At 65.8% G+C, this 12,155-nt stretch carries 12 protein-coding genes; 8 read left to right on the top strand and 4 right to left on the bottom strand.

What is annotated here, in order from left to right; genetic code table 11:
* Positions 1-510: 510 nt before the first annotated feature.
* The 5 genes from urtA (at position 511) to urtE (ending at position 6,156) form a co-directional block, all read left to right on the top strand.
* Positions 511-1,773 carry an urea ABC transporter substrate-binding protein gene (urtA, locus tag AC3WLC_RS18155; protein ID WP_493685407.1) on the top strand — a complete coding sequence of 421 codons (1,263 nt, stop codon included), beginning with the start codon at positions 511-513 and terminating at the stop codon, positions 1,771-1,773.
* A 119-nt stretch (positions 1,774-1,892) separates the two neighbouring features.
* Positions 1,893-3,494: an urea ABC transporter permease subunit UrtB gene (urtB, locus tag AC3WLC_RS18150; RefSeq protein WP_493685293.1), complete on the top strand. Its 1,602-nt coding sequence runs from the start codon at positions 1,893-1,895 to the stop codon at positions 3,492-3,494.
* A complete protein-coding gene (gene urtC, locus AC3WLC_RS18145; RefSeq protein WP_493685292.1) occupies positions 3,491-4,630 on the top strand; it encodes an urea ABC transporter permease subunit UrtC in 1,140 nt (379 codons plus the stop codon). Before urtB ends, urtC begins: the two co-directional genes overlap by 4 nt.
* Positions 4,631-4,635: 5 nt before the next feature.
* On the top strand, positions 4,636-5,400 hold the full coding sequence (gene urtD / locus AC3WLC_RS18140; protein WP_493685291.1) for an urea ABC transporter ATP-binding protein UrtD: 765 nt from the start codon (positions 4,636-4,638) through the stop codon (positions 5,398-5,400).
* 60 nt (positions 5,401-5,460) lie between these two features.
* The gene (gene urtE, locus AC3WLC_RS18135) at positions 5,461-6,156 is read left to right on the top strand and encodes an urea ABC transporter ATP-binding subunit UrtE (RefSeq protein WP_346359124.1); all 696 of its coding nucleotides are present in this window, start codon (positions 5,461-5,463) and stop codon (positions 6,154-6,156) included.
* Positions 6,157-6,328: 172 nt separating this feature from the next.
* On the opposite strand, the gene AC3WLC_RS18130 is transcribed toward urtE, so the two are convergent.
* From AC3WLC_RS18130 to AC3WLC_RS18120, 3 genes are all read right to left on the bottom strand, one after another.
* The gene (locus tag AC3WLC_RS18130) at positions 6,329-6,733 is read right to left on the bottom strand and encodes a carboxymuconolactone decarboxylase family protein (protein ID WP_493685290.1); all 405 of its coding nucleotides are present in this window, start codon (positions 6,731-6,733) and stop codon (positions 6,329-6,331) included.
* Complete coding sequence (locus tag AC3WLC_RS18125) at positions 6,669-7,097, bottom strand: MerR family transcriptional regulator (protein ID WP_493685289.1); 429 nt, start codon at positions 7,095-7,097, stop codon at positions 6,669-6,671. The genes AC3WLC_RS18130 and AC3WLC_RS18125 overlap by 65 nt, the downstream gene beginning before the upstream one ends.
* Positions 7,098-7,196: 99 nt before the next feature.
* Complete coding sequence (locus AC3WLC_RS18120) at positions 7,197-7,661, bottom strand: Lrp/AsnC family transcriptional regulator (RefSeq protein ID WP_493685288.1); 465 nt, start codon at positions 7,659-7,661, stop codon at positions 7,197-7,199.
* 156 nt (positions 7,662-7,817) lie between these two features.
* Here AC3WLC_RS18120 and AC3WLC_RS18115 point away from each other — a divergent pair, with 156 nt between their 5' ends.
* A complete protein-coding gene (locus tag AC3WLC_RS18115; protein WP_493685287.1) occupies positions 7,818-8,828 on the top strand; it encodes a 1-aminocyclopropane-1-carboxylate deaminase in 1,011 nt (336 codons plus the stop codon).
* A gap of 5 nt (positions 8,829-8,833) precedes the next feature.
* The gene (locus AC3WLC_RS18110) at positions 8,834-9,124 is read left to right on the top strand and encodes a hypothetical protein (RefSeq protein WP_493685286.1); all 291 of its coding nucleotides are present in this window, start codon (positions 8,834-8,836) and stop codon (positions 9,122-9,124) included.
* A 19-nt stretch (positions 9,125-9,143) separates the two neighbouring features.
* On the opposite strand, the gene AC3WLC_RS18105 is transcribed toward AC3WLC_RS18110, so the two are convergent.
* Positions 9,144-10,955, bottom strand: a complete 1,812-nt coding sequence (locus tag AC3WLC_RS18105) for a monovalent cation:proton antiporter-2 (CPA2) family protein (RefSeq protein WP_493685285.1) — start codon at positions 10,953-10,955, stop codon at positions 9,144-9,146.
* A gap of 212 nt (positions 10,956-11,167) precedes the next feature.
* Between AC3WLC_RS18105 and gnd the strand changes: the two genes are divergently transcribed.
* The gene (gene gnd / locus AC3WLC_RS18100) at positions 11,168-12,154 is read left to right on the top strand and encodes a phosphogluconate dehydrogenase (NAD(+)-dependent, decarboxylating) (protein ID WP_493685284.1); all 987 of its coding nucleotides are present in this window, start codon (positions 11,168-11,170) and stop codon (positions 12,152-12,154) included.
* Position 12,155 lies beyond the last annotated feature (1 nt).

The raw sequence follows: 12,155 nt of genomic DNA, 5'->3' as shown, positions 1-12,155 counted from the left end.
AACAGGGCTAAGCGTCACGGAAACTCACGCGCAACCGAACCCCTCATGGGACGAGTCCAGGCCATGCGCCCCCCGCGACAGCGGTTGATGACAATGAGACACTGGATCACCTCCTTTCAGTTGTTACCGACAAGAGGAGGCTAGGGTGATTCCGTCGCCGGCGTAAACGGTAAAGATTCGGCGGATCACAGCTCACGAGACTGCAATAAAATCGGGCATTGCGTGGGCTCGTGATCTCTCTGCCTATTTTCTGGGCTACCGGTCTGCCTAATGCGTGGCCATGTCCGGCCTCGCTGCATCTTCATTGCGTCGAATTGCGGCCCGCCCGCAGGAAATCGCTCCGAAAGCTGCCCTGAGCACGCCTTGTTGCGGTGCCGAGATGGCCTTTCGCCGGGTTGGCACGTCGCTTGCGATCCCTCTGCCAGCCGACAAGGCAACTGCGCCCGGGAGGGGCGCGGTCAACAGGGACCCTCGGGGGACATCGCAGTGAAACTCACTCGTCGCGTGGTCATGGGCGCCGCCTTCGCAGGCGCCACGGTTCTCTCCTCGCTGCTGCCGGCGGCGGCGCAAGAGACCATCAAGGTCGGCATCCTGCACTCGCTCTCCGGCACCATGGCGATCTCGGAGACGACGCTGAAGGACGTCATGCTCATGCTCATCGAGGAGCAGAACAAGAAGGGCGGCGTCCTCGGCAAGAAGCTCGAGGCGGTGGTCGTCGACCCGGCCTCGAACTGGCCGCTCTTCGCCGAGAAGGCACGCGAGCTGATCGTCAAGGACAAGGTCGCGGCCGTGTTCGGCTGCTGGACCTCCGTGTCGCGCAAGTCGGTGCTCCCGGTGTTCAAGGAGCTGAACTCGATCCTGTTCTACCCCGTCCAGTACGAGGGCGAGGAGAGCGAGCGCAACGTCTTCTATACCGGCGCCGCGCCGAACCAGCAGGCGATCCCCGCCGTCGACTATCTCGCCAAGGAAGAGAAGGTTGAGCGCTGGGTGCTCGCCGGCACCGACTATGTCTATCCGCGCACGACCAACAAGATCCTCGAGGCGTACCTGAAGTCCAAGGGCGTGAAGTCCGAGGACATCCTGATCAACTACACGCCGTTCGGCCATTCCGACTGGCAGACCATCGTCTCCGACATCAAGAAGTTCGGCACCGCCGGCAAGAAGACCGCCGTGGTCTCGACCATTAACGGCGACGCCAACGTTCCCTTCTACAAGGAGCTGGGCAACCAGGGCATCAAGGCGACCGACATCCCGGTCGTCGCCTTCTCGGTCGGCGAGGAAGAGCTTGCCGGCATCGACACCAAGCCGCTGGTCGGGCACCTGGCCGCCTGGAACTACTTCCAGTCGGTCAAGACGCCGGAGAATGAGGCCTTCATCAAGCAGTGGAAGGCCTACAAGAAGAACGACAAGGCCGTCACCAATGACCCGATGGAGGCCCATGTCGTCGGCTTCAACATGTGGGTGAAGGCGGTCGAGAAGGCCAAGTCCACCGATCCGGACAAGGTCATCGACGCGCTGCCCGGCATCGAGGCCCCGAACCTGACCGGCGGTGTCTCGAAGATGCTGCCGAACCACCACATCACCAAGCCGGTGCTGATCGGCGAGATCAAGGCCGACGGCCAGTTCGACGTGGTCTCGAAGACCGGCCTCGTCGCTGGCGACGCCTGGTCGAAGGAGCTCGACGGCTCCAAGGACCTAATCGGCGACTGGGTCGAGAAGAAGTGCGGCAACTTCAACGTCAAGACCGGCAAGTGCGCCGGCAGCGGCACCTGAGCTGAAGAGGGGGAAGGGCGGCACGGTCGGAAAGCCCGGCCGCCCTTCGAATTGCCTGAGCCTGCCGCCGGATCGGCCGGCGGCAGGCTCGACAGCCGACCAGCCAATCGAAGCGAGACATGCGGATCCTTCCCAGCCTCCTGCGCATGCTTGCGCTCGCGATGACGCTCGCCTTCGCGCCGGCCGTCGCATTCGCGCAGAGCGCCGACGACGCCTTCGCCCGCCTCAACGCCGACAGCTTCTCGGACACGGTGCGCGCGATCGACATCCTCGTCCAGAGCGCCCATCCGAATGCGGCCGTGATCATCGAGGCGCTAGCCGATGGCCGGCTGCTCGCCGGCGGCGGCGCGGTCGCGGTGAAGACGAAGGAGGGCGGCTATCTCGATGCGAAGACCGGGCAGGTGCTCGCAGCCGCGCCGACCGGGCTGAGCCCCGTCAGGCTCAACAATAATGTGCGGCGGGTAATCCAGGGCGCGCTCGGCGGGCTCGGACTGATCAATCCCGATCCGGCCAGGCGCGTTGCGGCGGCCGAGGCGGTGTTCCGGGCCCGCGACGTCTCGGTGCTGCCGGTGCTCGAAGCCGCCATCGCCAAGGAAACCAACGACAGGGCGCGCCGGGCCTTGCGCGAGGCGCAGGCCGCAATCCTGATCGTCAAGACCGACGCGCCGCCCTTCGACCGCATCGCCGCCGTCGATGTGCTGCGCGAGCGCGGCGACCAGGATGCGCTGGCGACATTGCGCGCCCTGCCGGGCGATGCGACGCCGGGCCTGAAGGAGGCCCAGGCGCGCGCCATTTCCGACATCGAGGGCAAGCTCGCTCTGTGGCGGGCCGGGCAGAACCTCTGGTACGGGCTGTCGCTCGGCTCGGTGCTGCTGCTCGCCGCGATCGGCCTCGCCATCACCTTCGGCGTGATGGGCGTGATCAACATGGCCCATGGCGAGATGGTGATGCTCGGCGCCTACACCACCTTCGTGGTGCAGGAGCTGATCCGGGCGCATGCGCCCTATCTGTTCGACTGGTCGCTGGCGATCGCGCTGCCGGCCGCCTTCATCGTCGCCGGCGCCGTCGGCATCGCGATCGAGCGCGGGGTCATCCGCTTCCTCTATGGCCGGCCGCTGGAGACGCTGCTGGCGACCTGGGGCATCAGCCTGATCCTGCAGCAGGCGGTGCGCACCGCCTTCGGTCCGACCAATCGCGAGGTCGGCGCGCCCAGCTTCATGTCCGGCGCCTTCGAGCTGGGGGGCCTCGCCATCACCTGGAACCGGCTCTGGATCATCGTCTTCGCCGCGCTGGTCTTCCTGACGCTGCTCGCCATCCTGAAGCTGACGCCGATGGGCCTGCAGATGCGCGCCGTCACCCAGAACCGGCGCATGGCCTCGGCGATGGGCATCCGCACCGGCCGGATCGATGCGCTGACCTTCGGGCTCGGCTCGGGCGTTGCGGGCCTTGCCGGCGTCGCGCTCTCGCAGATCGACAATGTCAGCCCCAATCTCGGCCAGAGCTACATCATCGACAGCTTCATGGTCGTGGTCTTCGGCGGCGTCGGCAATCTCTGGGGCACGCTGATCAGCGCGATGAGCCTCGGCGTCGCCAACAAGCTATTGGAGCCTTACGCAGGCGCCGTGCTCGGCAAGATCGCGCTGCTGGTCTTCATCATCCTGTTCATCCAGAAGCGCCCGCGCGGCCTGTTCGCGCTGAAGGGCAGGGCGGTGGAAGCATGATCACCCGCTTCCTCCTCTCGAACATGGACAGGCGGGGCTACGCCTTCCTCGCCATCGTCGCGGCGATCGGCCTGCTGGTGCCGCTGGCGAACCTCTTGATGCCGGCCGGCTCGCCCTTCCATGTCTCGACCGCGACCATGTCGCTCTGGGGCAAATATCTCTGCTACGCGCTGCTGGCGATCTCGCTCGATCTGGTCTGGGGCTATTGCGGCATCCTCTCGCTCGGCCATGGCGCCTTCTTCGCTCTGGGCGGCTATGCGATGGGCATGTACCTGATGCGCCAGATCGGCTCGCGCGGGGTCTACGGCAATCCGGTGCTGCCCGATTTCATGGTCTTCCTGAACTGGGGGGAATTGCCCTGGTACTGGTGGGGCTTCTCGTCCTTCCCCTTCGCCATGCTGATGGTGCTGCTGGTCCCTGGCCTGCTCGCCTTCGTCTTCGGCTGGTTCGCCTTCCGCAGCCGGGTCACCGGCGTCTATCTCTCGATCATCACGCAGGCGCTGACCTATGCGCTGCTGCTCGCCTTCTTCCGCAACGACATGGGCTTCGGCGGCAATAACGGCCTCACCGACTTCAAGGACATCCTCGGCTTCAACGTGCAGGCGCAGGGCACGCGCGCGGCGTTGTTCGCGATGACCTGCACGATGCTGATCTCGGGCTTCCTGATCGCGCGCGGCATCGTCACCTCCAAGCTCGGCAAGGTGGTGATCGCGATCCGCGACGCGGAATCGCGCACGCGCTTCCTCGGTTACCGGGTCGATCGCTTCAAGCTCTTCGTTTTCACCGTCTCGGCCTGCATGGCCGGTGTCGCCGGAGCGCTTTACGTGCCGCAGGTCGGCATCATCAATCCCAGCGAATTCGCACCGGCCAACTCGATCGAGACCGTGATCTGGGTCGCGGTCGGCGGGCGCGGCTCGCTGGTTGGCGCGGCGCTCGGCGCCGTCGTCGTCAACTGGGCCAAGACGGTGTTCACCTCCGGCTTCATGGCGCCGTACTGGCTGTTCGCGCTCGGCGCGCTCTTCGTCTTCGTCACGCTGTTCATGCCCAAGGGCATTCTGGGCACCGTGCAGGGCTGGTGGGAACAGCGCCGCAAGCCTGAAGCGTTGCCAGCAGCCGAACCGGCGCCGGCGGAGTAGCTGATATGAACGCTCCCACACCCGGCGCGCTGACCTCTTCCTTGCTCTATCTCGACGGCGTCAGCGTCTCCTTCGACGGCTTCAAGGCGATCCGCGGCCTGTCGCTGACCATCGAGCCTGGCGAGATGCGCGCCATCATCGGCCCGAACGGTGCCGGCAAGACGACGATGATGGACATCATCACCGGCAAGACCCGGCCGGATGAGGGTACGGTGATGTTCGCCGGCTCGGTCGATCTGACCCGGCTCGACGAGGCGGCGATCGCCAACCTCGGCATCGGCCGCAAGTTCCAGAAGCCGACGGTGTTCGACTTCCACACGATCGAGGACAACATCCTGCTGGCGTTGAAATCGAAGCGCACGGTGCTGAAGACGCTGTTCTGGCAGACGGAAGGGCCGCAGCAGAAGCGGATCGACGAGATCCTCGGCATCATCAAGCTCGCCGACAAGCGCGAGCGGCTCGCCGGCTCGCTCTCGCATGGCCAGAAGCAGTGGCTCGAGATCGGCATGCTGCTGGCGCAGGATCCCAAGCTCCTGCTCGTCGACGAGCCGGCTGCCGGCATGACCGATGGCGAGACGGCGCAGACCGCAGTGCTGCTCAAGGAGATCGCGCGGGATCACTCCGTGATCGTGGTCGAGCACGACATGGGCTTCATCCGCGAGCTCGGCGTGAAGGTGACGGTACTCCACGAGGGTTCGGTGCTGGCCGAAGGCCCCCTCGATCAGGTTAGTGCCAATGAGCGCGTGGTCGAAGTCTATCTGGGGCGCTAGCATGATCGGGAAAAGTAAGAATCGGTTTTCCGATCAGCTCATGCAGCGGGACGACTGCTCATGCTGACTGTGGATGCCATCGATCTCCATTACGGCGCGGCGCAGGCACTCCGGCGTGTCTCGGTCAGCGCCGAGATCGGCAAGGTCACCTGCGTCATGGGTCGCAACGGCGTCGGCAAGACCTCGCTGATGCGCGCCATCGTCGGCCACCAGCCGATCTCGGGTGGGCATATCCGGCTCGACGGCGAGGACATCTCGGCGCTGCGCAGCGAGGACAGGGCCCGTGCCGGCATCGCCTATGTGCCGCAGGGCCGCGAGGTCTTCCCGCTGTTGACGGTGAAGGAAAACCTCGAAACCGGTTTTGCGCCCTTGCCCCGCAAGGAGCGCTTCATCCCGAACGAACTGTTCGACCTATTCCCCGTGCTGAAGTCCATGCTGGGCCGGCGCGGCGGAGACCTCTCGGGTGGCCAGCAGCAGCAGCTCGCGATCGCGCGGGCGCTGGTCACCCGACCCAGGCTGCTGGTGCTGGACGAGCCGACCGAGGGCATCCAGCCCTCGATCATCAAGGATATCGGCCGCGCCATCGACTATCTCCGCCAGAAGGGCGGCATGGCGATCGTGCTGGTCGAGCAGTATTTCGACTTCGCCCGCGACCTCGCCGACACGATGTTCGTGATGGACCGCGGCGAGGTCGTGCTGGCCGGGCCGATGGCGGAGCTCGACGGGGCGCAGGTTCAGAGGTTGATTCAGGTCTAGCGGCCAAGGCGTTGAAGCGGAAACGCCTTCCGTCATGGTCGGGCTTGTCCCGGCCATCCACGTCTTCCTTCGCGCAGCGCTGTGTTCAAGACGTGGATGCTCGCCACTAGGGCGAGCATGACGGAGACCTGCCCCGCTGATCAGGAGTCAGCGGGTCCGATGCAGCCTCTGCTCAAGCAGCGAGGTCGCGCGCGGCGAAGACCTCCTTCGCCGCGAACAGCCCGTTGAGCGCTGCCGGGAAGCCGGCATAGACCGCCATCTGGATCATGACTTCGGTGATCTCCTGGCGCGACAGGCCGACATTCAGCCCGGCCTCGATATGCACCTTGAGCTGCGGCTGGGCGTTGCCCAGCGCGGTCAGCGCCGCGATCGTCGCGATCTCGCGGGAGCGCAGGTCGAGCCCCGGTCGCGAATAGATGTCCCCGAACGAGAATTCGAACACGTAGTTGGCGAAATCGGGTGCGATGTCGGCGAGCGCCGCGATCACCTTGTGTCCGGCCTCGCCGTCGATCTCAGCGAGAGCTCGCCGGCCGCGCTCCAGCCTGCTGGTTTCGGCGTGTGCGTTGATGTGCGTCATGGTCTTCGATCCTCTTCTCGATGTCGGCATAGCCGGCGATCTTGGTGTCGAGGACGAGAAGGCAGGCTTCGAGTTCGGCGACGCGAGCGCGAACCTGCTCGCGGTGCCGTTCCAGCAACGCACGACGATCGGCTTCCGTGCCGGCTCCCTCTTCGCGCAAGGCCGCATAGCGCAGCATCTCGCGGAGCGGCATGCCGGTGGTCTTGAGCCGGCCGAGGAAATCGATCCAGGTCAGGATCGAGGCGTCGTAGTCGCGCTGGCGTGACCGATCCCTGTCGGCATAGGGCAGCAGCCCGATCCGCTCGTAATAGCGGATCGTATGGGCCGACAGTCCCGATCGCCGGGCGAGTTCACCGATCTTCATGGCCGCCTTCTCATCACGACGCCCGGGAAGCTACGAGTTCGAGTGCACTCTAAGTCAATGCGGTCGGCGAAACTTTTTTCGAGGGGCCGAGAATCGGTCTCAAAACTCCAGCGGCGCGTTGTCGATGACCTCCTTCATCACGAAGAAGGTGCGGGTCTGGCGCACGCCGGGCAGCGCCAGCAGCGTCTTGGCGTGCAGCTTGTTGAAATCGGCGAGGTCGCGCACGCGGATCTTGAGGAAATAGTCGAAGTCGCCGGCGACGATGTGGCAGTCGAGCACGACGGGAAGCTGCTTCACCGCCTCCTCGAACAGGCCGAAGCTCTCCGGCGTCGAGCGGTCGAGCACCACGCCTACGATGGCGAGCGTGCCCTTCTCGACCTTGTGCGGATCGATCTGTGCCCTGACGCCGGTGACGTAGCCCTCGGCGAACAGGCGCTGGATGCGGCGATGGCAGGTGGCGGCGCTGGTGTTCACGCGCTTGGCGATCTCGGCATTGCCCATGCGCCCGTCGGCCTGCAGCAAACGCAGGATTCTGAGGTCGGTTTTGTCGAGTTCGGCCTCCATGAACGATTCTTCCGCTTTGCCTGCCACTGATGTTGCCAGAAGCTATCAGATTACGATTCTGACGGAAGCAAAAAGAAAACCAGGAGCGAAGTTCGGGAGCACCTTTCAGGGGCGTTTTGCTAGCGTTTGCGGGTCATTTCGGAAGGGAAACCCGCCATGCTCGCCAAGTTCGAACGCTATCCGCTGACCTTCGGGCCGTCGCCGATCGAGAAGCTCTCGCGCCTGTCCGCCCATCTCGGCGGCGGCGTCGCGCTCTATGCCAAGCGCGAGGACTGCAATTCCGGCCTCGCCTTCGGCGGCAACAAATTGCGCAAGCTCGAATACATCATCCCGGATGCGATCGCGTCCGGCGCCGACACGCTGGTCTCGATCGGCGGCGTGCAGTCGAACCACACCCGCATGGTCGCGGCGACCGCCGCCAAGATCGGCATGAAGTGCCGCCTCGTGCAGGAGAGCTGGGTGCCACATGAGGACGCGGTCTATGACCGGGTCGGCAATATCCTGATGTCGCGGGTGATGGGCGCCCATGTCGAGCTGGTCGACGAGGGCTTCGACATCGGCATCCGCGCGAGCTGGGAAAAGGCGCTGGAGGACGTCAAGGCCAAGGGCGGCAAGCCCTATGCGATCCCGGCCGGCGCCTCTGTGCACAAGTTCGGCGGGCTCGGCTATGTCGGCTTCGCCGAGGAGGTGAGGGCGCAGGAGGAAGAGCTCGGCTTCAAGTTCGATTACATCGTCGTCTGCACCGTCACCGGCTCGACCCATGCCGGCATGGTCGTCGGCTTCGCGAGGGATGGTCGCCAGCGAAACGTCATCGGCATCGATGCCTCGTTCACGCCGGCGCAGACCAGGGCGCAAGTGCTGGACATCGCGCAGAAGACCTCCGAGCTGGTCGGCGGCAAGCAGATCACTGCGGACGATATCGTCCTCAACGAAGACTACGCCTATCCGGTCTATGGCGTGCCCTCGAAGGAGACGATCGAGGCGATCCGCCTGTCGGCCCGGCTCGAAGGGATGATGACCGACCCCGTCTATGAGGGGAAATCGATGCAGGGCATGATCGACCTGGTGAAGAAGGGCTTCTTCCCGGCAGGCTCGAAGGTGCTCTATGCCCATCTCGGCGGCGTGCCGGCGATCAACGGCTACAGCTACACCTTCCGCAATGGTTGAGCGTCATGGAGGCGCTCGTCCTCTGTGAGATCGCGGCGGGGCGCGAGGATCTGCGCGCAGCCCTGCTGGCGCGGATCGGCCGGCTCGGGCTGAACGGGCGGGCGAAGCTCAGCTTCGTCGCCCGCGAGCGAGGCGCGTCCGGCAACACGGTCCTGGCTGTCGGCTTTCCAGAGGCGGCCAGCGCCGAGCGCTTCGCTGCCGAGGCCGTTGGCGACGGGCTTGCTCCAGCCGAAGTCAGGCTGCTCACGGTCGACGCCACCTGGCAGGCCGAGCCATTGCCGCTGATGTTTCCCTGACTGGAGTTGGCGCCGGGTCTCAGGACCTGGCGCCGGCCGCATCCGGCAGGTCGCCAATGACCGTGCCCGCCGCCTTCGGCTTCGTGAGCGGGGCCGGGGTCGGCTGGTTGCCGTGGAGCAGGTCGAGCCCGGCATGGATGTCGCTGGCGACCTGGAGATCGAGGCGCTCGGCGTCGCGGCGGCGGACGTCATCGACGATCTCGGCGGCTTCCTCATCCGGCACGCCCAGCCCGCGCAGGACCTCGCCGCCGAAGACCATGGCGGATTCGAAGGTCTCGCGAATCTGGTAGTCGACGCCGGCGCGGATCAGGTCCATCGAATGGCCGCGGTCGAAGGCGCGCACGAACAGCTTCGCATGCGGGAACTCGGCCTGCGCGACCCGCACGATCGCGTTGGCCGTCTCGCGCTTCTCGACGCAGACCAGGATCGCCTCGGCCTGATGGGCGCCCGAGGCATGCAGGATATCGGCACGAGTACCGTCGCCGTAATAGACCTTGAAGCCGAAGGTCGCGGCGGCCTGGATCATCTCCACATCGGTCTCGATCAGCGAGATGCTGCAGCCGCGGGCGAGCAAAGCCTGGCTCGCGACCTGGCCGAAGCGTCCGAAGCCGACGACGAGGATGCGCCCCTTCAGACCCTCGGCATGCTCGACGCCATCCAGCGATTCCTGTTCGGGCGGCATGAAGCGGTCGATGGCGAGCACGACCAGCGGCGTCAGCGCCATCGACAGGATCACGATGGCGCTGGCGATGGCGTTGATGCGCGCATCGAAAATGCCCGCAGCCGCGGCGGCGCTGTAGAGCACGAAGGCGAACTCGCCGCCCTGCGAGAACAAGGCGACGCGGGTGATCGCATTGCGCGTGCGGGTGCGAAACAACTTGGCGACGATGAAGATGCCGGCCGCCTTGACCAGCATGAAGGCGGCGACGCCGAGCGCCACGACCCGCCATTCCTGGCCGATCAGCTTGAGATCGAGCGACATGCCGACCGCCAGGAAGAACATGCCGAGCAGCAGGCCGCGGAACGGCTCGATATCGGCTTCGAGCTGGTGGCGGAAGGTCGATTCCGAGAGCAGCACGCCGGCGAGGAAGGCGCCCATCGCCATCGATAGCCCACCGAGTTGCATCGCCAGCGCCGAGCCGAGCACGACGAGCAGCGCCGCACCGGTCATGACCTCGCGGGCCTGCGCATTGGCGAGCAGCCGAAACATCGGATTGAGCAGCCATTTGCCGGCGACGACGAGCCCGACGAGCGAGCCGGCGCCGATCAGCAGGGGCATGAGGCCGCCACTCTCGGCAGCCTTCGTCGGTGCCAGCACAGCGACGACCGCAAGCAGCGGCACGATGGCGAGGTCTTCGAGCAAGAGGATCGATACCGCCTGCTGGCCCTGCGGCGTCGAGGCTTCGCCGCGCTCGTTCAGCATCTGCATCACGACTGCGGTCGAGGATAGCACGAAGCCCATGCCGGCGATGAAGGCTGTGGCTGGAGCTAGCCCGGCGAGAATGCCGACGCCGGTCAGCAGCGCGCCGCAGAGCCCGACCTGGGCGACGCCGAGGCCGAAGATCTCGCCGCGCAGGTTCCAGAGTCGCGAGGGCTGCATCTCCAGCCCGATGATGAACAGGAACATGACGACGCCGAATTCGGCGACATGCAGCACGCTTTCCGGATTGGAGAACAGGCCGATGCCGGAGGGGCCGATGACGAGGCCGCCGGCGAAATAGCCGAGCACCGAGCCGAGCTTGAGCTTGCGGAAGATCGGCACCGCGATGACGCCCGCTCCCAGCAGCCCGACGGCCTGAACCAGATCCTGAGAGAAGCCTTCGGCCGCCATGACGCTCCCTTTGCCTGCCTTCGCTGTGGATATCCGTGCCTTCGGAACAGAAGGCGCCAGGGCGGTTTAGGCAAGCTTTCGCTCGGCCGCCAGAGCGCCCGGACAACAGGATGCAGCTGGCGTGCCGGCCGGCCAACGCTTGCCGGCCGGCTTTCATCGGGGCATTTAGCATCGCCAAAGCCGGCTCTCTGCCGGCAGCAGGAGCGTTCGCTATGCAGCTTGGAGTGGTCGGCCTCGGCCGCATGGGAGCCAATATCGTCCGGCGGCTGCACCGCGCCGGGCACAATTGCGTGGTCTATGACCGCGATCCGAAGCCGGGCGAGGCGCTGGCGAAGGACGGCGCCGTCAATGTCGGCGATCTCAAGGAGATGGTGGCGAAGCTCGAGGCGCCGCGCGCCATCTGGATCATGCTGCCGGCCGGCGAGATCACCGAGAAGACGCTCGCAGACCTCGCGGCGATGATGAGCCCCGGCGACACGCTGATCGATGGCGGCAACGCCTTCTGGAAGGACGATGTCCGGCGCGGGCGCGAGCTCGAAGCCAAGGGCCTGCACTATCTCGACATCGGCACCTCCGGCGGCGTGCACGGGCTCGATCGCGGCTATTGCCTGATGATCGGCGGCGACAAGGCGACCTTCGACCGGCTGGAGCCGATCTTCCAGGCGCTGGCGCCGGGCAAGGGCGGGATCGAGCCGACCAGGCATCGCGAGGGCCGCAACCCGACCGCCGAGCAGGGCTATCTGCATTGCGGCTCGGCCGGCGCCGGCCATTTCGTCAAGATGATCCATAACGGCATCGAATACGGGATGATGCAGGCCTTCGCCGAGGGCTTCGACCTCCTGCGCAACGCCTCGGCGAAGGACGGCCTGCCGGAGGAATACGGCTTCGATTTCGACGTCGCCGAGATCGCCGAGGTCTGGCGGCGCGGCTCGGTCGTGACCTCCTGGTTGCTCGACCTCACCGCCGAGGCGCTGGCGGCCGACGAGGAGCTCGGCGCCTATTCCGGCCATGTCTCGGATTCGGGCGAGGGGCGCTGGACGGTGCAGGCGGCGATCGAGACCGCGACGCCGGCCGAGGTGCTGACCTCCTCGCTCTACACCCGCTTCCGCTCGCGCAAGGACCACACCTTCGCCGAAAAAATCCTCTCCGCCATGCGCGCCGGCTTCGGCGGGCACGTCGAGCCGAAGAAGCAGGGCTGAC

The organism is Allobosea sp. GW821-FHT03A12 (assembly GCF_058986765.1).
The sequence above is the reverse complement of the archived record's forward strand: the minus strand, read 5'-3'. Positions and strand labels throughout refer to the sequence as shown.

What these genes read in the sequence shown, in the direction of transcription:
- urtA (WP_493685407.1), top strand. Translation starts at nt 511, where the DNA reads ATGGGCGCCGCCTTCGCAGGCGCCACGGTTCTCTCCTCGCTGCTGCCG.
- urtB (WP_493685293.1), top strand. Translation starts at nt 1,893, where the DNA reads ATGCGGATCCTTCCCAGCCTCCTGCGCATGCTTGCGCTCGCGATGACG.
- urtC (WP_493685292.1), top strand. Translation starts at nt 3,491, where the DNA reads ATGATCACCCGCTTCCTCCTCTCGAACATGGACAGGCGGGGCTACGCC.
- urtD (WP_493685291.1), top strand. Translation starts at nt 4,636, where the DNA reads ATGAACGCTCCCACACCCGGCGCGCTGACCTCTTCCTTGCTCTATCTC.
- urtE (WP_346359124.1), top strand. Translation starts at nt 5,461, where the DNA reads ATGCTGACTGTGGATGCCATCGATCTCCATTACGGCGCGGCGCAGGCA.
- AC3WLC_RS18130 (WP_493685290.1), bottom strand. Translation starts at nt 6,733, where the DNA reads ATGACGCACATCAACGCACACGCCGAAACCAGCAGGCTGGAGCGCGGC.
- AC3WLC_RS18125 (WP_493685289.1), bottom strand. Translation starts at nt 7,097, where the DNA reads ATGAAGATCGGTGAACTCGCCCGGCGATCGGGACTGTCGGCCCATACG.
- AC3WLC_RS18120 (WP_493685288.1), bottom strand. Translation starts at nt 7,661, where the DNA reads ATGGAGGCCGAACTCGACAAAACCGACCTCAGAATCCTGCGTTTGCTG.
- AC3WLC_RS18115 (WP_493685287.1), top strand. Translation starts at nt 7,818, where the DNA reads ATGCTCGCCAAGTTCGAACGCTATCCGCTGACCTTCGGGCCGTCGCCG.
- AC3WLC_RS18110 (WP_493685286.1), top strand. Translation starts at nt 8,834, where the DNA reads ATGGAGGCGCTCGTCCTCTGTGAGATCGCGGCGGGGCGCGAGGATCTG.
- AC3WLC_RS18105 (WP_493685285.1), bottom strand. Translation starts at nt 10,955, where the DNA reads ATGGCGGCCGAAGGCTTCTCTCAGGATCTGGTTCAGGCCGTCGGGCTG.
- gnd (WP_493685284.1), top strand. Translation starts at nt 11,168, where the DNA reads ATGCAGCTTGGAGTGGTCGGCCTCGGCCGCATGGGAGCCAATATCGTC.